The organism is Bacillus sp. S71, assembly GCF_016625265.1.
Lineage (GTDB): Bacteria > Bacillota > Bacilli > Bacillales > Bacillaceae_G > Bacillus_A > Bacillus_A cereus.
Map to the genome: position 1 here is coordinate 312,065 of NZ_JACVUW010000002.1, position 21,794 is coordinate 333,858.

The following is a 21,794-nucleotide window of genomic DNA, read 5'->3' on the forward strand; positions in this document are numbered from 1 at the left end:
ACTATTTTTTGTTTATAATAATAATGGGTGAAATTATGATTAGAATTTGTGCAGTAACAAAAACAGATGAAGTATTATATGATGTTTCTCTAGAAGAAACAAAGAAAGACCATATTGTATGGTATTGGCTAGATTTATATAAGCCAACGAAAGAAGAGTATACATATATTCTGCAAGACCATTTTAAGTTCCATCCCCTTGCAATTGAAGACTGTCTAGAATATGTACAGAGGCCAAAAGTTGATTTTTATGATGGATATAACTTTTTAGTTCTTCACGCGTTTGGAGAAGATGGGCTAGAACCACATGAAATTGATTTGTTTGTTAGTGATCGCTATATTGTTTCTTTCCATTTTTCTCATAATAATGCAATTGAAAGAGTATGGAAAACACTTGGTGAGAAGAGGCGGATTAAGAAAGGACCTTTACATGTAGCACATACGATCACTGATCAAATTGTAGATGATTATTTCGCACCTGTATATTACATTGAAGATCATTTAAATGCGATTGATGATAATTTAACAGGTGAGACAGCAGGAGCCGTACTAGAAGAAGTATTTGATATTAGGGCAGATTTATCTAAGTTAAGACGTACAATTATTCCAATGCGTGATTTATTGTATCGTATTTTGAATTCCACTCGTTTTTACGGTATAAGTGATCATGAGATTTATTTTAAAGATATACATGATCATTTACTTAAACTTACGGAAATGATTGAGGCAAGTCGAGAGTTAACGGCCGATATTCGGGATAGTTATTTTTCATTAAACTCACATCATATGAATAACATTATGAAAACATTAACTGTATTCTCGACTATTTTCATGCCATTAACATTTATTGCGGGAGTATATGGAATGAACTTTACGCATATGCCAGAGCTTGGTGGACAATATAGTTATTTTATTTGTCTTCTTCTAATGGCATTAATTGGCGGCGGAATGATGGCCTGGTTTTATAAAAAAGGATGGTTTAAGTAAAAAAACACCGAGGATTTCCCCGGTGTTTTTTCTTAACCAATAGCATGTAATACAAACATAGCTAAGAATAAGCATGTAATGATATACATAGATGGTGCGACTTCTTTACGCTTTCCAAGAGCAACTTTTAAGATAGGGTAAGCAATAAATCCGAACGCAATGCCATCAGCGATACTATATGTGAGCGGGATCATGACGATAATTAAGAACGCTGGAAATCCTTCTGAAAAATCGTTCAGAGGAATTTGCTGAATGCTTGTAATCATCAGGCCGCCAATAATAATTAAGATTGGTGCAATGGCACTATCAGGAATTAGTTTGACAAACGGAAGTGCAAACAATGATGCAAAGAATAACAACCCCGTAACGATAGACGTCAGACCTGTCTTTCCGCCTGCAGTAATACCTGCGGCACTCTCTACTGTTGATACGGTAGGGCTTGTGCCAAATAGACCACATGTCATTGCTGAAATTGCATTGGCTTGGTAAGCACGTGGGAATTTACGGTCATCTTCTAATAAACCGTGCAGAAGTCCCATGTTCTCAAAAATAAGCACCATGCTTAAGGAGAATGTTGCAATCCAAAACGGTAAGGAAGAAAGTTTGCCAAATGACATAGCTCCAAACACATCGCCGTAATTAGCGAATGAGAATGAACTATTTCCGATTTGACTTGTATCAACAAGGCCAAATAGCCATGCAATACCAGTTCCTATTGCAATCGTCCATAAAAAGTTTCCACGTACGTTACGAATAAATAGTACAAGTGCAACGATAAGAGTAAGCACGGTCGCAAGAACGACAGGGTTACTTAATTTACCCATTGCAACAGCAGTATTTGGGTTCGAAACGACTAAACCACCTTTTTGCAATCCGATAAACGCTAAAAATAATCCGATGCCGACAGTAATTGCTTCTTTTAATGACTTTGGAATTGATACTGATAGCACGCGAGCGATTGGTGTAAAAGCGGCAATTGCAAAAATAATACCAGAGATAAAGACAGCAGCTAATGCTTCTTGCCAAGTTAGTCCAAGCGTATGCACAGCTGTGTACGTGAAGAATGCATTTACACCCATACCAGGGACAAGAATAGCAGGTGCATTTGCCCAAAATGCCATGAGTAGACATCCGACAAATGAACTGAAAACAGTTGCTAAAATTCCAGCTTCAAGAGGAATGCCAGCATCGGATAAAATTGACGCATTTACAATCATAATATATACGATCGTGAAAAATGACGTAACTCCAGCTAAAACTTCTTGTTTTGGTGATGTTTCGTGTAAACCTAATTTAAATGTTCTTTCAAGTATTCCTTTCATGTTAAACCTTCTTTTTCATATCCCTCTCCCACCCGTGATATCTCTTTCGTAAGAGCTCACCGTCCTTTATTATATCAGAACATCATGTTTTTACAACAAGGAAAATGATAACGTTTACTTATAAATGAAATTATTTATAAATACGTAAAAATTGCCCGTATTGTTGAAATAATTTCTAATTCTCCCGATTGAATAGGTGGAGCTGCTTGCGCATGTAAAGTAGCATAAGACGTAACCTCCCTTGGTAATTGGGCAGATTCTTCAACGAATGAGAGGGGAACAGGATTAATATTTAAATTATATGTACTCGCAATAGCACGAGCTTTTTCTACTGCCTGGTGCAGAGCTTGAATGAGAGCTTGCTCATAATATTTATTTGGATGAGATACTCGGAAACGTAACCCTTTTGCTACATTTGCGCCATTTGAAACGGCTATATCATATACTTCCCCAGCTTTTTGTACATTTAAAACGGTAATTTCATACAAATGCTCTACACGGTATCCTTGTAGCAATGCTTTATCATTTACATATTCGTATTGAGGAGTAATTGTATAAGAAATCGTCTCTATATCTTTATCGGCAATACCAAGCTGTTTAAGTGCATCCAGCAATTGTTTGGATTGCACTGCATTTTCTTCTTGAGCCTGTTTTACATTTTTATCATCTGTTCGAATGCCGAGTGTTAATATAACAACATTCGGTTTTGCTTTTACAACACCTTCTCCTTGTACAGTAATAGTAGCTTCTTTACCAGTATTAGCAGTGCGTACGTTGTGTAAATAAGGATTCATTCCACCCTGCATTTTCCATCACCATCCTTTTTATATGTATATGTGTGAACAAAAAAGAAATTTATATGAAAAAAGTTACATAAATGAGAATGTTGAGGAAAGAAAGCATATACAACATAGGTATTTATAGATTATAATATGTGTAAATATGATAAAAAAGGGACGAGGCTATTGAACGAAAAAAGAGAAACGCTGATTTTAGATTTATCTGCATCATTTCGAAAAATGATACGTTTATTACAAAATGATATTAATACACGTTTTGCAGAACATATGCCATATAATGAATTTTCTGTATTACGTGCGTTATTTTTAAACAGTCCACAGATGGCTTCGCAAATTGCGAGTGAAGTAAACGTAACCTCCAGTCATATTACAGCTGTTACAGATCGTCTCGTACGAAAAGGATTAGTAGAAAGAAAACGTTCTAATTCAGATCGTCGAATCGTGTACTTAGAAATTACAGAGCACGGAAGAGAAGTAACTGAAAAACTTGAAGCTGTGCGTAAAGAATATTATAAAGAGAGATTTAAAGGTTGGAGCGACCAAGAAATAGAAATGGTCTTAGAACTATTTGGCCGCGTATTATAATAAATGAGGATAGGAAGCGAAAGCACTCCTATCCTTTTTCTTTTGAATAAAAATATTTTGAAACTCCGATACTTTAATTAAAAGATCGGAGGAAAGATTATGAAATATATTGCTGCACTTACCATTTTATTTGGTAGTTTTTTCTGTTTTCAAACATTCACGTACGCAGATACGCCTATCCAAGTGGTGCGAAAAGAAGTGAAGTACATCGAAAACGATAATACAGTCTTATATTCGAAATTATGGGTTCGTTCTATGCAAAACGCAGTATTATTCCACCATAGCGATAATATTCGTAATCGGGACACATTACGTAATGTAACAAGTTCATCGCTTGTTAAAGCGAAGCAACTATCTTTTCAGAAAGCAGCACTTTATATACCGAGACTATCGCAATACGTATCAAAAATAGGGAAAGAAAACATTCAAGTGTACTACATTGCGATTCACTATAATGTGAAAAAAGAAAATGCATATCAATTAGATGGCATGAACTATTTTCTACAAGTATTCGTAAAAGAGCGTGGGGAATGGAAAATTGCCGAAAGTGTAGTTGCACCGACAGAGCAAATTGTGCAAAATGGTGATGGATTTGGGATGAAAGAAGAGATGGTGTATGGGGATAGGAGAGAGAATGTGAAATAACCTCTTTATTTAGATAGGGATATATAATAAAAAGCATTGCTCTTGTGCAATGCCTTTTTATTTAGTTCATATAAGAGTTAAATAATTCATAACATCTTTCTTTTGTCATTGTATGACTTTTTTTGTCAGCTTCTATTAATGCCATTGTTACGTGTTTATAGTTTCACATCTATAATGCTTTTTGAAACATGTATTCAATACCTTAATGTATGTTTATTTCCCTCCAAAAGCAAACTTCAATTTTAATAGACGTGTAAAAATGAAGTAACTTATGATAGCGAATAGGAAAAATCCAACATAATAAGACAGAAGTGCATCTCGTCCGCCTAATATTCTACCGCCAAGCAGTGCGAAGCATAGAACAGTGCAAATCATGAACCATTTTTGCAAGTTAGGAAACAATAGTATTTTTCCGTTTTGTTCGTTTGGTGTACGTGTGTATAGAAAGGTTGCCATTGATAAAAAGATAATGATGTAAGCAAATGGTGTTAATAGTGTCCAAGGAGAAGGTACAGAAGTATGCTCCATTGGATTGTCCTGTGGTACACTAGAAAGTTTATTGCCATAGTCATCAAATGTTTCTATCGGGTGATAATCATAAGTAATAGAAAAAGATTCTAATGGTGAAATGATATCTATATGTTGTAAGTACTCATGAGTACGTTGCTCTATTTCTCCCATTGCATCTAAAGACCATTGTGTATGGGAATAAATGAATCCGGAAATTAACAATCCAAAACCGTATGGTAAAAATAATAGAATGATAGTTAAACTACTTTGAGAGAATATATGTCCAGTAATGGTTCCGATAAATAAGGTGAATGTATAAATAGCGATAAGTACAACGGTAGCATATAGAAAGTAACTATAGAACGGAGTAAAGATTTGATACTCATTGTGAAACGACATGTTCTTTATTCCGTACATGCTAATCCAGCAAACAATTTGCACTGTAATAATATTCAAAACACCAAGCCACCATTTTGTTAAAAAAATATCTTTTCGTTTAAAAGGCATCGAGAAGAGAAAATCAGTTGATTGATTGTTACGTTCCCACCCAATTAAAAGACAAGCAAGTGCAATAAGAGTAACTCCTTGAAAGAGGACGGCACCATCAGATGCGTGAAAATAGTAGGAGTAGTAATATGCATAGTCATCAAACTTCATTTTTGATTGTTTTAGTTGCATTTGCGCTTCTTGATAATATTTATAAGGTAGTTGATATAAACTAATTAACCAAAATAATAGAATTATATATTTTCCTTGCTTCCATTGCCTTATCCATAAAGCTTTATGAAACATGTGAATCCTCCTCAAACGTTGTGATAAAAATATCTTCGAGCGACATGGCTAATTCCTCAATGAGCAGTGGTTGTTCTTTATAAAACTTCTCGAGTGTTGTAGCCACATTTCCCTCAATTAAGATTGTATATACTTTTCCCGTTTGATTTAATATTTTAATATTGCTTAAGTTTTCTAGTTTTTGAGGTAATGAACGCTCGTAAGCTACTTGTATTTTTGCAAATCGTGATTTTGCATCGTCTAGTGATGTAATAGACGAGATAGTATGGCCTTTTAATATAATGATTGTATCTGCAATTTGTTCCACTTCATCTAAATGATGGGTTGAGATGAAAATGGTAATTTCTTTTTCTGCAACTTCTCCAACGAGAAACTGTAAAATCTGTCTTTTAACGATAGGATCAAGTCCATTTGTTGGTTCATCTAAAATAATATATTCTGCCTGTGCAGCAACAGCTAAAATGATGGCAAGCAGTGCTTTCATTCCTTTTGAATAACTACGAATTCGTTTATTTGGTAAGTTGAAATGTTCTAGTAGTTCATAGAAATATGGTTCATCAAATGCTGTATAAACTGATTTATAAAACTTCACGATTTCTTTTACTGTATAACCGTTCAGTATGTTAGTAGAATCGGGAACATATACGATTTTTTGTTTCGTTTCAGGATTTTTATGGATGTCGATATCCTCATATGTAACAGTTCCCTCGTCCGGGTCTAAAATGCCGACCATCGTTCGTAATAAAGTTGTTTTTCCCGCGCCGTTTCTTCCAAGTAACCCGATGATACTACCTTTTTGTAATGTGAAAGAAACATCGTCTAAAATTGTTTGATTATCAATTGTTTTCTTCAAGCTTGTCACTTTCAACATCCGTATTCCCTCCAATCTCTTTATAGTATGAATCTATCCAATCATGAATTTTATCTTTCGTAATACCAAGATAAGAGGCTTCTAATAGTAATTGATGAAATTGCTTTTCAACCATAGCGATTTTCCTTTCGTCTAATGTTGGGGTAATCGATTGGGATACAAATGTTCCTTTTCCTCGTAACGTTTCAATAATTCCTTGTCGCTCTAACTCTTGATACGCTTTACTCACTGTATTTGGATTTATAACGAGTAAAGAAGCGAGTTCGCGTACAGAAGGAAGTTTATCACTTGGAGCCAACATGTTTTTCAATACGAGTTCTTTTATATTTTGAACAATTTGTTCCCATATCGGAGTGTTGCTTCTTGGGTCAAGTTGAATATGCAAGAGCAATGTCTCCTTCCTCATATGTATTAAGTGTACTACTATGCGTAATACACTTAATACAATATAGGGGGCGAATGTATTTGTCAACTGAAAATAATAGAAAAAATTGGTATTAAAAAAAGGAGAATTGGAAAAAATAGGTCTGATATAGAATGGAGGGTTAGTCATGAAGCGAGTTTTTGGAATACTTGTTTGTTTCATGTTATTGCTTTCTGGAACTTCAGTGAGTTTTGCGCAATCTGAAAAAACGAAGCAGGAGAAAACAGAAGAAACAACGCCGAAGTTAGCGGAACAAGCGTCGTCAGCAATCGTAATTGAGCAAGATACAGGTAAAGTTTTATTTGATAAAAACCCAAATGAAAAATTACCACCTGCTAGTATGACAAAGATTATGACAATGCTTTTAATTATGGAACAAGTTGAAAAAGGAAAACTAAAACTGACCGATAAAGTTAGAGCAAGCGAACATGCAGCTTCAATGGGTGGATCGCAAATCTTTTTAGAACCTGGGGAAGAGATGACTGTAAATGAGATGTTAAAGGGTATTGCAATTGCATCTGGAAATGACGCATCTGTTGCAGTAGCCGAGCACATCGCAGGTTCAGAAGAAGGATTTGTAAATATGATGAACAAAAAGGCGAAAGATTTAGGGCTGAAAAATACACATTTTCAAAATCCAACAGGTCTTCCGGCCAAAGACCATTATTCGACAGCAAATGATATGGCTATAATGGCGAGAGAATTGATGAAGTATCCACTTATTCGTAAATACACAGGTAAGTACGAAGATTATTTACGTGAAGATACGGATAAAAAGTTTTGGCTCGTTAATACGAATAAACTAGTACGTTTTTATCCTGGCGTAGATGGAGTAAAAACAGGTTTTACGACAGAAGCAAAATATTGTTTAACAGCATCGGCTGAAAAAAATGGTATGCGTGTCATTTCAGTTGTCATGGGAGCACCAACATCAAAAGAACGGAACAACCAAGTGACAAAGCTTCTTGACTATGCATTTGGACAATATATGACAAAGAAATTGTATACGCGCGGCGAAAAAATTAAGACAGTTCAAGTAGGAAAAGGGAAAAAAGAAAAAGTAGATTTAGTTGCGTCAGATAATGTTTCTCTTCTTATGAAGAAGGGCGAGAATATGGACAAGGTAAAACAAGAAGTAATTGCTGAAAAGAAAGTAAAAGCACCGATTAAAAAAGGTGACGCGCTTGGCACCCTTGTTATAAAAAAAGATAAAGATGTTTTATTAAAACAAACAATTATAGCAAAAGAAGATGTTGCTGCAGCGAGCTGGTGGGAGTTATTTAAAAGAAGTTTTGGGATGTTTTCAACATCAAAATAGCGGCAAATATTTTGCCGCTTTTCTATTCGTATGTAAGTGAATAATGCTGAAAGGTTTCACTTTATGACGAAATAGTTCTTCTTTTGTCAGCAGGAAGGATTCTTATTTTATATCACGAAAATCTTTATGTATGTGAATAAGTAAAGTTTGAGCATAAGGAGGAAATCGTGTGAGTCTTTCCATGCAATTAGAAGTAAAACGTGACGTCCTATGTGTGAGACTAGAGGGTGAATTAGATCATCATACGGCTGAAGAGTTGCGAACGAAAGTAACAGATATGATTGAGACACATGGTGTTCATCATATTGTTTTGAGCCTAGAGAACTTATCGTTTATGGATAGTTCTGGTCTAGGTGTTATATTAGGCCGATATAAACACGTAAAGGGATTAGGTGGAGAAATGGTTGTTTGTGCAATTTCACCGCCTGTTAAGCGTTTATTTGAAATGTCGGGCTTATTCAAAATCGTTCGCTTAGAAGAAAGTGAAGCGCACGCGCTCGCGACGTTGGGGGTGGCATAGATGAGAAATGAAATGAACCTTCAATTTTCAGCATTAAGTCAAAATGAATCATTCGCTCGCGTTACAGTGGCGGCTTTCATTGCACAACTAGATCCAACGATGGAAGAATTAACGGAGATTAAAACAGTTGTGTCAGAAGCGGTTACAAATGCAATTATTCATGGATACGAAGGAAATGCAGAAGGTATTGTTTATATTTCTGTAATTTTGGAAGAAGCAATGGTGAAACTCACGATTCGAGATGAAGGGATTGGAATCTTTAACTTAGATGAAGCGAGACAACCCCTTTTTACAACTAAACCTGAATTAGAGCGTTCCGGAATGGGATTTACTATCATGGAAAATTTTATGGATGAAGTAGAAGTTATTTCAAACGAATCTTTCGGGACAACAATCCATTTGACAAAATACTTATCAAATAGTAACGCTCTATGCAATTAAGGAGAATAGCCTATGGACATAGAGGTCAAAAATGAGAAGAAGAAACCTCAGTTAAAGGACCACGAGCTAAAAGCGTTAATTCAAAAAAGTCAAGATGGAGATCAACAAGCGAGAGATACAATCGTTCAAAGTAATATGCGCCTCGTTTGGTCGGTTGTACAGCGGTTTCTTAATCGAGGATACGAACCAGACGACCTATTTCAAATTGGATGTATTGGGCTCTTGAAATCGGTAGATAAATTTGATTTATCTTTCGACGTGAAATTTTCAACATATGCAGTTCCAATGATTATTGGTGAAATACAACGTTTCTTACGCGATGATGGATCAGTGAAAGTTAGTAGGTCTTTAAAAGAAACAGGAAACAAAATTCGAAAGATGAGAGATGAGCTTTCGAAAGAATTCGGAAGGGCTCCAACGATTAATGAAGTGGCAGAGGCACTAGAACTAACGCCAGAGGAAGTTGTTCTAGCACAAGAAGCGAGCCGGGCCCCTTCATCTATACATGAAACTGTATATGAAAACGATGGAGATCCAATCACTATTTTAGATCAAATTGCAGATCAATCTGAAACGAAATGGTTCGATAAAATTGCTTTAAAAGAAGCGATTAGAGAACTAGATGAACGAGAGCGCTTAATTGTATACTTGCGTTACTATAAAGATCAAACACAGTCAGAAGTAGCCGAGCGCATAGGCATTTCGCAAGTACAAGTTTCAAGACTTGAAAAGAAAATATTAAAACAGATGAAAGATCGAATAGACGAATAATTGTCTATTCGATTTTTTTGTGCCGTTAATAGGAGAGAGATGTTAATTTTCGCAAAAATTAACAGAATTTATTGATAATTTAGTCAATTTAAAATATAATCCAAGTATGAACTTGTCATAAAGGGGGAAGGAAATATGGAAACGAGGCAACAATGGGGAACGAGAGCTGGATTTATTTTCGCAGCGGTCGGATCTGCCGTTGGATTAGGAAACATATGGCGTTTTCCTTATACAGCGTATGAAAATGGAGGAGGAGCATTCTTTTTACCGTACTTATTTGCATTATTAACGACTGGTATTTCATTGTTAGCGTTTGAGTTTGCCCTTGGTCATCGTCATCGTGGTTCAGCACCACTTACATTTTTCCGTATTAACCCGCGTGCCGAATTTATTGGATGGTGGCAAATGTGCGTAACATTTATCGTTTCAACATATTATGCAGTAATTATTGCTTGGTCTATATCCTATACATACTTTGCAATTACTGGAGCGTGGGGAAAAGACACGCAATCATTTTTATTTAAAGAGTACTTACATGTTGCAGATAAGCCAGGACAATTTGGAGGACTTGTACCGGAAGTATTAATTCCGTTAGCTCTCGTTTGGATTATTGTGCTTGGCGTTGCATTTAAAGGAGTTAAAAAAGGAATTGAAGTTGTTAACCGTATATTTATTCCTTTATTAGTTGTTATGTTCCTTATTATCGTCGTTCGTGCAGTGACGATGGAAGGTGCTATGCAAGGACTAGATGCATTCTTTAAACCAGATTGGAGTCGTATTTTTGATGGGAAAGTATGGCTTGCAGCTTATGGTCAAATATTCTTTAGTTTATCTTTAGCATTTGGAATTATGATTACGTATTCTAGTTATTTACCGAAAAACTCGGATACAACAAATAATGCCTTTATTACTGGATTTGCAAATTCAGGATTTGAATTATTAGCAGGTATTGGGGTCTTTGCAGCTCTTGGATTTATGGCAAATAATATGGGAGTACCGGTTGATAAAGTAGCAAGTGCTGGCGTTGGGCTTGCGTTCGTAGTATTTCCCCAAATTATTAATGAATTGCCGATGTCACCGTTGTTTGGTGTTTTATTTTTCTTATCGTTAACGGTTGCTGGAATTACATCACTTATTTCACTCGCGGAAGTATGCTTTGCCGCTGTATCTGAAAAATTCAGTTTAAGTCGGGAAAAAACTATTGGAATTATGGGAACCCTTCTCGTGTTAGTTTCTCTTGTTTTTGCAACACGTGGTGGACTTATGTTCTTAGATGTTGTCGACTATTTCGCTAATAATTTCGGATTAATTACAATTGCACTTGCGGAAGTAGTTACGATAGGGCTCATTTTACGCCGTTTACCAGTTTATCAAAATCATGCAAACTTTGTATCTGATATTAAATTAGGAACGTTTTGGAGAGTGAGTTTACTCGTTATTACTCCGCTTATGTTAGGGTATATGCTAATTGATGGTACAATCCAAAATATTAAAAAGAACTACGGAGATTATCCGACTGAGTTTGTTGTAACGTATGGTTGGTCGATAGCAGCAGCATTCCTCATAGTTGCAATAATCATTGGCCTGAAAAAATGGGATGCACAAATTCATTCGGATTCTGCCAAGCTTGAAAAAGAATGGAAAGATCGAGGTGTTTCATAATGAGTGGATCAGCGATTATGATGATGGTTATTGGAATAGTAGTCATTTGGGGAGGGCTTGCATTAAGTATTGCAAACTTATTTAAGAAAAAGGCATAAGTAAAAAACATCTGTACCAAAATGGTGCAGATGTTTTTTTATGAAAAAATTGTATTAGAAAAAAATTCAATAACCATACTACAACTACGAGGAAGAGTGAAGGGGTGAATGAAAGTTGGAACAAACGATTTATATTAAAATGCGCAATCGTTTAAAAGTTTCTCCTACTTATGAAGTAAAGCTGGGCGATGTTGCTCAACTTGCCGGAGATTCTTCCGTAGTTGAGTTGTTACAAAATGAGATAGTTTACAAAATAACAGCGCATGATAAGACGCATGTTGTAATTGATGTTATGAAAGTAATTGAGATTATTCAACAGAAAGCATCTCACGTACAAATTAATTTACTCGGTTCCGGACAAACTCTTGTTGAAATTATATACGAAAAAAAGAAGGCACACCCAATTTTTTTCGGGCTTGTATGGCTTTTACTTTTCATTGGAGCAGCTCTTGCAATCATTTATTTCCATGAGGATGTAAGTATGCAACAAGTACATCAACGGTTATATTACATGATTACTGGAGAATTTAATGCACAACCACTTTTATTTCAAATTCCTTATTCTGTAGGTCTTGGTTTAGGGATGGTTCTATTCTTTAATCATGTATTTCAAAAGCGAATTAATGAAGAGCCGAGTCCGTTAGAAGTTGAGATGTTTCAATACCAACAGTCACTTGATCAATATGTAATCGTTAATGAAAACAAGGATAATATGAAACAACTTGCCGATGATTGAGTCTGGGTTTGTTATTTTAATTGGTTTAGCTGGAGGGATAGCGGTAGGTAGCGGATATGTCGCATTTTTAGCTGTACTTGGTATAATCCCCCGTTTAGCTCAATTAACGAGAAGTGGAAAGCATATTCAATATTTTGAGTGGGCAGTCATTGCAGGTACTTTAACAGGGGCTTGGTGCAGTTTGAAAAACATTACATTTCAAACGTCGCAGTATTGGCTCGTTATATTAGGGATATTTTGTGGCACATTCATCGGAATGCTTGCTGCGGCATTAACAGAGGTGTTAAATGTTCTGCCTATTTTAGCGAAACGAGTAGGGGTAGAGGGGAAGATTATTGTTTTACTCGTTGCTCTTGTACTTGGGAAAGTAATAGGATCGTTGTTTCACTGGATTTATTTCGTAAAGTAGGAGGCAGTATATAAATGACAAGTCAGAAATTGAAGGATGATTACATAAATAAAGTGAAGGAGTATCATCCAAAGCCAAACTATTTACTAAATTGTATCAAAGCATTTCTTGTAGGTGGACTCATTTGCACAGTTGGAGAAGTATTGATGAAATTTTATATACATTATTTTCACTTCAGTGAACAAGAGGCAGGAAACCCAACTGTTGCAACCCTTGTTTTATTATCCGCGATTTTAACAGGGTGTGGTGTATATGATAAAATCGGTCAATTTGCTGGAGCAGGATCAGCGGTACCGGTAACAGGATTTGCAAATTCTATGGCAAGCGCTGCTTTAGAACATAAGAGTGAAGGGATTGTTCTAGGGATTGCGACAAATATGTTTAAACTGGCAGGAAGTGTGATTGTATTTGGGGTTGTTGGTGCATATATCATTGGGTTAATAAGGTATACCTTTAAAATTTTTATGTCTTAAAGGAGGGGCTAGTATGAGGTTGACCGGAAAACAAACGTGGGTATTTCAAAACGACATATATGTGAATGCAACGGGTACTGCTGTCGGTCCGAAAGAAGCTGAAGGCCCTCTTGGAAAAGATTTTGATATTTCATATGATGACTTGCATTGTGGAGAGGAAAATTGGGAGCTCGCCGAACGAAGATTAATGTCAGACTCAATTCAACAAGCAGTGCAAAAAGGGAATATAAAAACATCGCAAATTGATTTCTTTTTAGCGGGAGATTTATTAAATCAAACAGTGACAGCAAATTATGTTGCGCGTCAGTGGGGCATTCCTTTTTTAGGAATGTTTAGCGCCTGTGCGACGTCTATGGAGACTTTAGCAGTTGGCTCAGCTTTTATAGACGGTGGATTTGCAAATCGTGTCTTAGCTACAGTAAGTAGTCATAATGCAACGGCTGAAAGACAATTTCGCTATCCAACAGAGTACGGTGGGCAAAAACCAGGGACAGCAAATTCAACTGTGACTGGTGCAGGATCTATATTAATTAGCAATGAAAAAAGTGCAATTAAAATTACGGCGGCTACAATCGGAAAAGTGCAAGATTTAGGAATCACAAATCCTTTGGATATGGGGGCAGCGATGGCTCCAGCAGCAGCTCATACAATTCAACAGCATTTTGAAGATTTAAGAAGAAGTGCCGATGACTATGATTTGATTGTTACGGGTGATTTATCAGCTGTTGGGACACCGATTGCAAAACAACTTTTACTTGAGGAAGGTTACGATCTTGGACATATATACAATGATTGCGGATTAATGATTTATGAATCAAGTCAAGAAGAAGTGTTTGCAGGTGGTAGTGGTTGCGCTTGTTCAGCAGTTGTCACATATGGCCATTTATTACACGAGATGCAAAAAGGGAATTTACAACGAATTTTTGTCGTTGCCACTGGCGCATTATTAAGCCCGATAATGATGCAACAGAAAGAAACGATTCCAACAATTGCACATGGTGTCGTATTTGAGAGAGTTAAAGGAGAGTGAATTGTGGATTTTATATATGCATTTCTTGTAGGTGGAGCTATTTGTGTAATTGGGCAACTATTGTTAGATTTCGCAAAGTTAACACCAGCTCATTTAATGGCAACTTTTGTAGTCATCGGAGCAATTTTAGATGGATTTGGATTGTACGATAAACTAATAAAGTTTGCAGGTGCTGGAGCAACAGTCCCTATTACAAGTTTTGGACATTCACTATTGCACGGAGCAATGCATGCAGCAGAAAAACATGGATATTTAGGAATTGGTATTGGCATGTTTAGTTTAACGTCTGCGGGCATTTCCGCAGCGATATTGTTTTCGTTTTTTATAGCACTTATATGTAAACCGAAAGGATAAATCAAATGAGACGAAGGGTTGTTTTGGTCACAGATGGAGATGAATATGCAAAGCGGACAATTGAGCTTTTAACAAAGGAATTTGGGGGAAGGTGTATTTCAGCATCACAAAGTAATCCAACCAAATTGACAGGGAAAAAAGTTGTTGAGCTTATTATGCAAACGCCATATGACCCTGTATTTGTCATGTTTGATGACAGTGGATTTATTGGAGAAGGATCTGGTGAAAAGGCTTTAAAATATGTAGCTACCCATAAACAAATTGATGTGCTCGGTATTTTAGCGGTAGCGTCTAATACGCATCATTGGGAATGGGCACGTGTAGATGTAAGTGTAGATCGGAACGGAAATTTAACCGAATACGGTGTTGATAAATTTGGACTTCCAGATGGTGAAATTGGCAGAATTAGCGGAGATACAATTTATTGTTTAGATGACTTGAATGTTCCTGTCATCGTTGGAGTCGGTGACATTGGTAAGATGTGCGGGAATGATGAATGGGAGAGGGGATCACCTATTACTAGAAAAGCGATTCAATTAATTTTGGAAAGGAGTGGTTTTTATGACGAAGCCTAAAAAAGTGGATATCCCTATATCAACTTTCATAAGTGATAATGAAAATTATTTAAAGCAGACAGTTGGACTAGGCGTTACATACGATGTTGGCATTCGTAAATTTCAAATTTTGAATAAAGAAATCGGTGTGTTATTTGTAAACGGACTTTGTGATACAAATTATATTATCCCTATTTTAGAAGAAGCGGTGGATACAAATGAGATAAGGGATGTAGAAGAAGATACAGTGAAGCTTTTAGAGAATCGCTTAATCCATCAACAAGTAAGCAAAGTGAAAACGATGGATGAGGTAATGCTCCAAGTATTATCAGGGCTCATTGTGATATTTGTGGAAGGTGAAACGGAAGCGTTCGCGATTGATGTTCGTAGTTATCCAGGGCGAACACCGACAGAACCAGATACCGAAAAGGTAGTACGCGGTGCGAGGGATGGATTTGTTGAAAATATCGTTGTAAATACAGCGTTAATTCGTAGGAGAATTCGAGATCCACGACTTCGAAATGAAATGGTTCGAGTAGGAGATAGATCACAAACGGATATTTGTATTACATACGTTCAAGATGTTGCAAATCCAGATTTAGTAAAGATTATAAAACAAGAATTAAATAACATTGATGTAGATGGAATTACGATGGCGGATAAAACAGTAGAAGAATTTGTTGTAAAGCAAAGCTATAACCCATTCCCGCTTATTCGATATACAGAAAGGCCAGATGTAGCAGCAAATCATCTACTAGAAGGACATGTGTTAGTACTTGTTGACACATCGCCAAGTGCTATGATTACACCGACAACATATTTTCACCATTTACAGCATGCAGAAGAGTTTAGACAAAATCCAGCTGTCGGTACATTTTTACGCTGGGTGCGCTTTTTAGGTGTTATATTCTCGTTATTTTTATTACCATTTTGGTTAGTGTTTGTATTTGATCCAACTCTTTTACCAGCAAATCTTGCTTTTATTGGACCGACTAAGATGACGCATTTACCAATCCTATTACAGGTGTTAATGGCAGAGGTCGGACTTGAGTTTTTAAGGATGGCTGCTATTCATACTCCAACCCCATTATCGTCTGCAGCAGGGTTGATTTCCGCCATATTAATTGGTCAAATTGCAATTGATGTAGGTTTGTTTGTGCCAGAAGTAATTTTGTATGTAGCGGTTTCGATGATTGGTGCATATGCAACACCGAGTTATGAATTAGGATTAGGGAATAAGGTTGGGAAATTGTTTGTTATTATTTTAACAGGTCTCTTCCATGAGATGGGATTTGTAATTGGTATGACGATATTAATTTTATTTTTAACGTCTATAAAAAGTTTACAAACACCTTATTTATGGCCGTTTTTACCATTTGATTGGGGCGCGTTAACAAAAATTTTACTCCGTCCAACGATGTCTAGTTTAAAAGTACGACCAAGTATTGTAAGACCTCAAAATGTAAAAAGACAAAAATAAACGGGATTATACACCCGTTTATTTTTTTTAGTAAAAATTTATTGTTTTTTAACAAAAATCAAACATTTTTTGTGTACACTTAGAGTAGATATTGTGTATGGAAGGGGAAGAGGACATGATTAAATTATTTGTAAGTGATTTAGATGACACGCTCGTTTACGATGTGAATCATATGCAAAAAGAAGATGAACGTGCGCTGTGTTGGTTAGCTGAGAAAGGGACAAATATTTGTTTTGCCTCTGGCCGCTTTACACACAGAATTGATGAAGTTGTAAAAAGGTTTTCATTCCCATATTACACAACTGGCTTAAATGGAGCGACAATGTTACTTCCAAATGGGAATTTATTTCATGAATCGAGTTTTGAAAATACGGTTGCCCAGGAAATATATCGATATATACATAAAAAAGGACTAGCGGATATTGTTTGTGCAAATGAGCAACGATATACAAAAAGGAAAAATGAACATCACCATAATTTTGAAGCGTATATGGGCGTGCATATCGCTGAAATTGAAGCGTTAGAAGAAGAGTTTGGTAAGACTGTACACCCTGCAAAATTGTTTGTTTTTGGAGAAGAAGAGAAAATTGTGACGTTAGATCAAGAGCTACGAGATATGTTTCAAGGCGAAGCGGAAGTTTTTATATCAGGTAAACGCTATGTTGATATTATGCCAAGAGGCGTGAGTAAGGGGAGTGCTCTAAAGCGACTAATGGACCATTTGCAAATTGAAGCAAATGAAGTTGCTTGTATTGGAGATTCCTTCAATGATATTTCTATGTTTGAAGTAACCCCGCATTCATTTACTCTTCATCATGCCCATCCATATGTAAAGGAGAAAGCAAATCATATAGTGCGTTCGGTTGAAGAGGCTGTTATGAAATTACCGTTACTTGTATAAAAAAGAAGCCCGTCACTGGCGGGCTTCTTTTTTACTTGAATAAAGATTTAACAAAATCAATGATACTTGAGAAGAAATCTTTCACTTTATCTAGAAAACTTTGTCCTTCTTCAGATCCTAAAAAGGCAGAAACGTGTTCTTTTGCTTTGTTTAATTGACTACCAACTTGATTCCAATCGATATTAAGATTCTTCATTTTATCAAATAACGCTACTAGGTTATCTAACTGTTCATCTGTTAATGTAATGCCGAGTTGATCAGCAATTTTTTTAATTAATGAACGTAAATCTTCTGTTGTTTTTGGCTGTTCTTTTGCAATTTCTTCTTTAATTTTTGCAACAAGTTGAACTGCTTTTTCTTCACCAATTTTATCACCAAGCTGGGCTGTTTGTACCATTTCTTCATTCGCTACTTTTTTAACTTCTTCCGGAATTGGTTTATTGGACGCAGTTTCATATGCTTTCATTAATCCAGTTAAAGCTGCAGTTCCTGAAACTTTAAAAGGTGCAGTAATTTGAATTTCTGCATCTTTTACACCTGCTGTAATCAAAGCGTTAGTGTACATTGCATCTGTTACCCAGTTAATGTTCTTTGATCGTACAATAAGACCAGATCCTGGTTTTGTGTATGTAATCATAGAAGAAGAAATTGCTCTCGTACCAATTTGTGCTTTTGGAACAATGCCTTCTAGAAATTTATGTTCTTCCGCATTAGATACAGTGATAATTGTAGCATCTTTCGGTGCTTTCATTTCTTTTAACAGATCTTGTTTTTGTTGTTCGGATAAGTTCTCTCCTAGTGTAACAATTGATTCTCCCTCGATGATGTCTGCAAATGAAGCTGTTGGCATCATAAATACCGTTACAGCTAATAGCAGAGCTAATAATTTCGTTTTCACGAAAAACCGCTCCCTTTCTCTTTCTAAAATTTTCGGGCAACAAAGTTATTATAGTATATATTTCTTATTTGTCACCTAGCTTTTTCCACATTTCAAAAAAGAAGTATCTAGATTGTCGGATTCTTTTTGTTTCTAGTCATGAATGTGGTAATATAGTGCTGAGATAGTTGAAAGGAGACATATACATATGAAAACTTTAGGATACATATTAATGGAAAACGGTGAAAAAATCGAATTGGAATTTTTCCCAGAAGAAGCGCCAAAAACAGTAGAAAACTTTAAAAAATTAGCAGAGCAAGGATTTTATGACGGTGTTACATTCCACCGTGTTATTCCTGGCTTCGTAAGCCAAGGTGGAGACCCAACAGGTACAGGTGCTGGTGGTCCAGGTTACTCTATTCCATGTGAAACTGATGGAAACCCTCATAGACACCTTGTAGGATCACTTTCTATGGCTCACGCTGGCCGTAACACAGGCGGTAGCCAATTCTTTGTTGTTCATGAGCCACAGCCACATTTAGATGGCGTTCATACTGTATTTGGTAAAGCAACAAGCGGTATTGAAACAGTATTAAAAATGCGTCAAGGCGATGTAATGAAAGAAGTTAAAGTTTGGGAAGAATAAGGTAAGGGAAAAGAGAGCTTTTGCTCTCTTTTTTATTTTTAATGAGATTGAGTACTTCTTCTGCAGCATCATACAAGTAGTATTGTTGCTAAAATATATTGCTTGTGAGAACAAACCTTTAACAAATTACATAGAATACATTACATTATATGTTTCCACAAATACTTTTTGTTATATTAATTTTGCTAGAATTGTGCTGCTTTAGGGTAACTATGAATGAAGTGATGTTGAATGATATGTTTCTTTTCATTCTATATAAAATTTTCTTTTTTTCACTCTATTTATTAAAGGAATAGTGCTGAAACATAGATTTGACTTTCTTCTTTTCGCTTTGTATGATTATCAAGTTGTTTTAGACTCTTCTCACTCTGTTGAAAATATTGTAAAATGAATGTGATATGAAAAGAGTGATTGAGGGGATTACTAGTTTGTAACTTTTGTGAGAAGGGATAAGGGTTATGTTAATTCGTTTTAAAAAAAGTTATGAAAAAATCGCAATGGGGCTTCTTTCGTTTATGCCAACTGAAAAAGATTTGAAAACATTACAATTGACAATGAAAGAATATGAAGCAAAAGATGATTGGCAATTGTATTTGTGGAAAGAAAATGAAGATTTTGTTGGAATAATGGGGATTGTAAAAAAAGAGAATCAAGTATTAGAAATTCAGCATTTAAGTGTAAATCCGTCTCACCGTCATGTGGGGATTGGAACGAAGATGGTTCAAGAGTTAAAGAGTAAATTTCTTGAGTTTACAATTTGCGGAAATGAGCAAACAGCAAGTTTTTGCGAAAAATGTAAAGGGCTAGAACAAAATATACATTCGTGAAAGCAGGGATAAGTAGTTTATTATCTCTGCTTTCTTTTTTGTAATTGTTCGTTTCGTTCAGTAATGACCTCTGTGCGATCACGCAAAGTGTGCTTGTGTATAATATATTCACTTGGAATAGCATTCAAGTCTTTCCAAGAGAGGTTTTGTTTTTTGCATAACTCTATGCACTGCTTCTCTAACAATGGATCTGATAAGGGTAAAAATAAAGGTACAAAACGTTCTTTTTTATGGATAGATTGCAATCTTTCATTGAGCAAGGAAAGAAGTTGTACTTGATTAATTCCTAAACGTTGTAAAGACACACCGCTTTTTTCTAAAATTGTGATTGCGCTTTTCATCATTTTTGTGGAACCATTCCAGTTAGCACGTCTTTGGTGGTATAAAGAAACTGCAATTTGAATGAGACCAACTAAGTAATGATCACGATTTCCTCTTGGTTTTGTCTTCCAGTACTCTTCTAGTATTTCGTGGCATTCAAAATAGTCGTAATCTCCTTGGAAATGAATTAAAAATTGTATGTATTCGGTAGGATACATGTTTTCTCGCCCCTATCTAACGGTTATACATATAAGTGTATCATAGAAATATGAACAATAAACGACTAGGAGATTTCCCCCTAGCCGTTATTGTTCATATTAGCAGAAGCAAGCTGCTCCTACAATAATTAGCAAAATAAACAGTACAACAAGTAATGCGAACCCACCGCTAAAACCACAATCAACGTGACCCATAGTTTTTTGACCTCCTACATTGTTCTTACTACACTGTTATCATATGAAGTGGTGGGCATGATGACATAGGCATCGGTCTATTTTTAATTAAATTTCTTAAAAAGGTTGGATAGAACATGAGTATGCTCTATACTTATGTTGTTATAGAAAAAATGTGGTGGGATGCTTTGTGCAATATAATTTTAAAGTAGAGGCTTTTGAAGGGCCTTTAGATCTATTGTTACATTTAATACATCGTTATGAAATTGATATATATAATATTCCTGTAGCAGATATTACAGAGCAATATTTATCTTATGTGCATACGATGAAAGAACTGCAATTAGATGTTGCAAGTGAGTATTTAGTAATGGCCGCAACGTTATTACAAATTAAAAGTAAAATGTTGTTGCCGAAACATGAAGAAGATGTACTTGATAACGGTGATGATTTTATAGATGATCCTCGTCAAGAATTGATGGAGAGGTTAATTGAATATAAGAAATATAAGCAAGTTGCTACTGAGTTAAAAGAAAGAGAACAAGAAAGAGCACAGCTATATACACGTCCACCAATTGACTTTACATCGTTGCAACAAGAAGAAGAGACAAGCTTGCCTCTTGATGTTACGTTATATGATATGCTAGCGGCATTTCAAAAATTAATGCGCCGTAAAAAGGCAAAAAAACCTGTAACAACACGTATTACTCGTCAAGAAATACCAATTGAACAGCGAATGACTGATATTTTAAAGCAGTTAAAAATAAAGGGTGGTCGCCAAAGTTTTCATGATTTGTTTGTTGATGATGAACGTGAAATAATGGTTGTAACATTTTTAGCAGTTCTGGAACTTATGAAAAATCAACAAATCATAATTGAGCAAGAACATAATTTTGATGAAATTTTCGTATCAAGCTCTAATAAATCTGCATAGAGCAAGTATATGAAATTGGGATAGAAACACTTTATCTCATGCTATGTTTTAATGTATCGTTTGGAACAAGAGAAGAAATATTGAACCGAACGCATTGATTGTGATTCGGTTTTTT

At 35.8% G+C, this 21,794-nt stretch carries 28 protein-coding genes; 20 read left to right on the plus strand and 8 right to left on the minus strand.

Annotated elements, in window-relative coordinates; genetic code table 11:
• Positions 1-23 precede the first annotated feature (23 nt).
• Positions 24-986, plus strand: a complete 963-nt coding sequence (corA, locus tag IBT51_RS05115; protein ID WP_002026281.1) for a magnesium/cobalt transporter CorA — start codon at positions 24-26, stop codon at positions 984-986.
• Positions 987-1,018: 32 nt separating this feature from the next.
• Here the strand turns inward: corA and IBT51_RS05120 are convergent, their stop codons facing one another.
• Positions 1,019-2,308 carry an NCS2 family permease gene (locus tag IBT51_RS05120; RefSeq protein WP_000676248.1) on the minus strand — a complete coding sequence of 430 codons (1,290 nt, stop codon included), beginning with the start codon at positions 2,306-2,308 and terminating at the stop codon, positions 1,019-1,021.
• A gap of 134 nt (positions 2,309-2,442) precedes the next feature.
• Positions 2,443-3,114: an SIMPL domain-containing protein gene (locus IBT51_RS05125; protein ID WP_001161449.1), complete on the minus strand. Its 672-nt coding sequence runs from the start codon at positions 3,112-3,114 to the stop codon at positions 2,443-2,445.
• A gap of 159 nt (positions 3,115-3,273) precedes the next feature.
• Here IBT51_RS05125 and IBT51_RS05130 point away from each other — a divergent pair, with 159 nt between their 5' ends.
• Both IBT51_RS05130 and IBT51_RS05135 read left to right on the plus strand, forming a co-directional pair.
• Complete coding sequence (locus IBT51_RS05130; RefSeq protein WP_001003307.1) at positions 3,274-3,693, plus strand: MarR family winged helix-turn-helix transcriptional regulator; 420 nt, start codon at positions 3,274-3,276, stop codon at positions 3,691-3,693.
• Positions 3,694-3,792: 99 nt separating this feature from the next.
• Positions 3,793-4,338: a hypothetical protein gene (locus IBT51_RS05135; protein WP_000873787.1), complete on the plus strand. Its 546-nt coding sequence runs from the start codon at positions 3,793-3,795 to the stop codon at positions 4,336-4,338.
• A gap of 213 nt (positions 4,339-4,551) precedes the next feature.
• Here the strand turns inward: IBT51_RS05135 and IBT51_RS05140 are convergent, their stop codons facing one another.
• From IBT51_RS05140 to IBT51_RS05150, 3 genes are read right to left on the minus strand one after another with little or no spacing between them, the layout of a single operon-like run.
• Positions 4,552-5,640 (minus strand): ABC transporter permease subunit, encoded by a 1,089-nt coding sequence (locus IBT51_RS05140; RefSeq protein WP_197242715.1) that lies wholly within the window; start codon positions 5,638-5,640, stop codon positions 4,552-4,554.
• Positions 5,630-6,511 carry an ABC transporter ATP-binding protein gene (locus tag IBT51_RS05145; protein WP_200458048.1) on the minus strand — a complete coding sequence of 294 codons (882 nt, stop codon included), beginning with the start codon at positions 6,509-6,511 and terminating at the stop codon, positions 5,630-5,632. Before IBT51_RS05145 ends, IBT51_RS05140 begins: the two co-directional genes overlap by 11 nt.
• Complete coding sequence (locus tag IBT51_RS05150) at positions 6,477-6,896, minus strand: GntR family transcriptional regulator (RefSeq protein WP_000548027.1); 420 nt, start codon at positions 6,894-6,896, stop codon at positions 6,477-6,479. The genes IBT51_RS05145 and IBT51_RS05150 overlap by 35 nt, the downstream gene beginning before the upstream one ends.
• 166 nt (positions 6,897-7,062) lie before the next feature.
• Between IBT51_RS05150 and dacF the strand changes: the two genes are divergently transcribed.
• From dacF to IBT51_RS05220, 14 genes are all read left to right on the plus strand, one after another.
• Positions 7,063-8,253 (plus strand): serine-type D-Ala-D-Ala carboxypeptidase DacF, encoded by a 1,191-nt coding sequence (gene dacF, locus IBT51_RS05155; RefSeq protein WP_000831997.1) that lies wholly within the window; start codon positions 7,063-7,065, stop codon positions 8,251-8,253.
• A gap of 169 nt (positions 8,254-8,422) precedes the next feature.
• A complete protein-coding gene (spoIIAA, locus tag IBT51_RS05160; RefSeq protein ID WP_000059135.1) occupies positions 8,423-8,773 on the plus strand; it encodes an anti-sigma F factor antagonist in 351 nt (116 codons plus the stop codon).
• The gene (gene spoIIAB / locus IBT51_RS05165) at positions 8,774-9,214 is read left to right on the plus strand and encodes an anti-sigma F factor (protein WP_001243398.1); all 441 of its coding nucleotides are present in this window, start codon (positions 8,774-8,776) and stop codon (positions 9,212-9,214) included. It begins immediately after the preceding gene.
• Positions 9,215-9,226: 12 nt separating this feature from the next.
• Entirely contained in the window at positions 9,227-9,985 is a 759-nt protein-coding gene (gene sigF, locus IBT51_RS05170) for an RNA polymerase sporulation sigma factor SigF (protein WP_000350729.1), read from the plus strand.
• Between the two features lie 135 nt (positions 9,986-10,120).
• Positions 10,121-11,647, plus strand: a complete 1,527-nt coding sequence (locus IBT51_RS05175; protein ID WP_029443184.1) for a sodium-dependent transporter — start codon at positions 10,121-10,123, stop codon at positions 11,645-11,647.
• Positions 11,647-11,745 carry a methionine/alanine import family NSS transporter small subunit gene (locus tag IBT51_RS05180; RefSeq protein WP_000016826.1) on the plus strand — a complete coding sequence of 33 codons (99 nt, stop codon included), beginning with the start codon at positions 11,647-11,649 and terminating at the stop codon, positions 11,743-11,745. Before IBT51_RS05175 ends, IBT51_RS05180 begins: the two co-directional genes overlap by 1 nt.
• Positions 11,746-11,860: 115 nt before the next feature.
• Positions 11,861-12,481 (plus strand): stage V sporulation protein AA, encoded by a 621-nt coding sequence (locus tag IBT51_RS05185; RefSeq protein WP_053563708.1) that lies wholly within the window; start codon positions 11,861-11,863, stop codon positions 12,479-12,481.
• Entirely contained in the window at positions 12,474-12,890 is a 417-nt protein-coding gene (gene spoVAB, locus IBT51_RS05190) for a stage V sporulation protein SpoVAB (protein ID WP_000572936.1), read from the plus strand. The genes IBT51_RS05185 and spoVAB overlap by 8 nt, the downstream gene beginning before the upstream one ends.
• Positions 12,891-12,904: 14 nt before the next feature.
• Positions 12,905-13,363, plus strand: a complete 459-nt coding sequence (gene spoVAC / locus IBT51_RS05195) for a stage V sporulation protein AC (RefSeq protein ID WP_000203808.1) — start codon at positions 12,905-12,907, stop codon at positions 13,361-13,363.
• Between the two features lie 13 nt (positions 13,364-13,376).
• Complete coding sequence (gene spoVAD / locus IBT51_RS05200; protein ID WP_001241140.1) at positions 13,377-14,393, plus strand: stage V sporulation protein AD; 1,017 nt, start codon at positions 13,377-13,379, stop codon at positions 14,391-14,393.
• 3 nt (positions 14,394-14,396) lie between these two features.
• Positions 14,397-14,747: a stage V sporulation protein AE gene (gene spoVAE / locus IBT51_RS05205; protein WP_000345907.1), complete on the plus strand. Its 351-nt coding sequence runs from the start codon at positions 14,397-14,399 to the stop codon at positions 14,745-14,747.
• Between the two features lie 5 nt (positions 14,748-14,752).
• Positions 14,753-15,322: a stage V sporulation protein SpoVABEA gene (gene spoVAEA, locus IBT51_RS05210; protein ID WP_001254416.1), complete on the plus strand. Its 570-nt coding sequence runs from the start codon at positions 14,753-14,755 to the stop codon at positions 15,320-15,322.
• The gene (gene spoVAF / locus IBT51_RS05215) at positions 15,309-16,781 is read left to right on the plus strand and encodes a spore germination protein SpoVAF (RefSeq protein WP_000165595.1); all 1,473 of its coding nucleotides are present in this window, start codon (positions 15,309-15,311) and stop codon (positions 16,779-16,781) included. The genes spoVAEA and spoVAF overlap by 14 nt, the downstream gene beginning before the upstream one ends.
• Before the next feature lie 97 nt (positions 16,782-16,878).
• Complete coding sequence (locus IBT51_RS05220; protein ID WP_200458047.1) at positions 16,879-17,682, plus strand: Cof-type HAD-IIB family hydrolase; 804 nt, start codon at positions 16,879-16,881, stop codon at positions 17,680-17,682.
• A gap of 31 nt (positions 17,683-17,713) precedes the next feature.
• Here the strand turns inward: IBT51_RS05220 and IBT51_RS05225 are convergent, their stop codons facing one another.
• The gene (locus IBT51_RS05225) at positions 17,714-18,580 is read right to left on the minus strand and encodes a DUF1002 domain-containing protein (RefSeq protein ID WP_000850513.1); all 867 of its coding nucleotides are present in this window, start codon (positions 18,578-18,580) and stop codon (positions 17,714-17,716) included.
• A gap of 187 nt (positions 18,581-18,767) precedes the next feature.
• On the opposite strand from IBT51_RS05225, the gene IBT51_RS05230 reads away from it, so the two are divergent.
• Positions 18,768-19,205, plus strand: a complete 438-nt coding sequence (locus tag IBT51_RS05230) for a peptidylprolyl isomerase (protein ID WP_016080395.1) — start codon at positions 18,768-18,770, stop codon at positions 19,203-19,205.
• 458 nt (positions 19,206-19,663) lie between these two features.
• Positions 19,664-20,032 carry a GNAT family N-acetyltransferase RibT gene (gene ribT, locus IBT51_RS05235; protein ID WP_025118450.1) on the plus strand — a complete coding sequence of 123 codons (369 nt, stop codon included), beginning with the start codon at positions 19,664-19,666 and terminating at the stop codon, positions 20,030-20,032.
• 20 nt (positions 20,033-20,052) lie between these two features.
• Here the strand turns inward: ribT and IBT51_RS05240 are convergent, their stop codons facing one another.
• Together IBT51_RS05240 and IBT51_RS05245 are read right to left on the minus strand one after the other, a co-directional pair.
• Positions 20,053-20,571 carry a DUF309 domain-containing protein gene (locus IBT51_RS05240; protein WP_000283610.1) on the minus strand — a complete coding sequence of 173 codons (519 nt, stop codon included), beginning with the start codon at positions 20,569-20,571 and terminating at the stop codon, positions 20,053-20,055.
• 99 nt (positions 20,572-20,670) lie between these two features.
• A complete protein-coding gene (locus IBT51_RS05245) occupies positions 20,671-20,766 on the minus strand; it encodes a YjcZ family sporulation protein (RefSeq protein ID WP_000510194.1) in 96 nt (31 codons plus the stop codon).
• Between the two features lie 169 nt (positions 20,767-20,935).
• Here IBT51_RS05245 and scpA point away from each other — a divergent pair, with 169 nt between their 5' ends.
• Complete coding sequence (gene scpA / locus IBT51_RS05250) at positions 20,936-21,679, plus strand: segregation/condensation protein A (protein ID WP_001199751.1); 744 nt, start codon at positions 20,936-20,938, stop codon at positions 21,677-21,679.
• Positions 21,680-21,794: the final 115 nt, after the last annotated feature.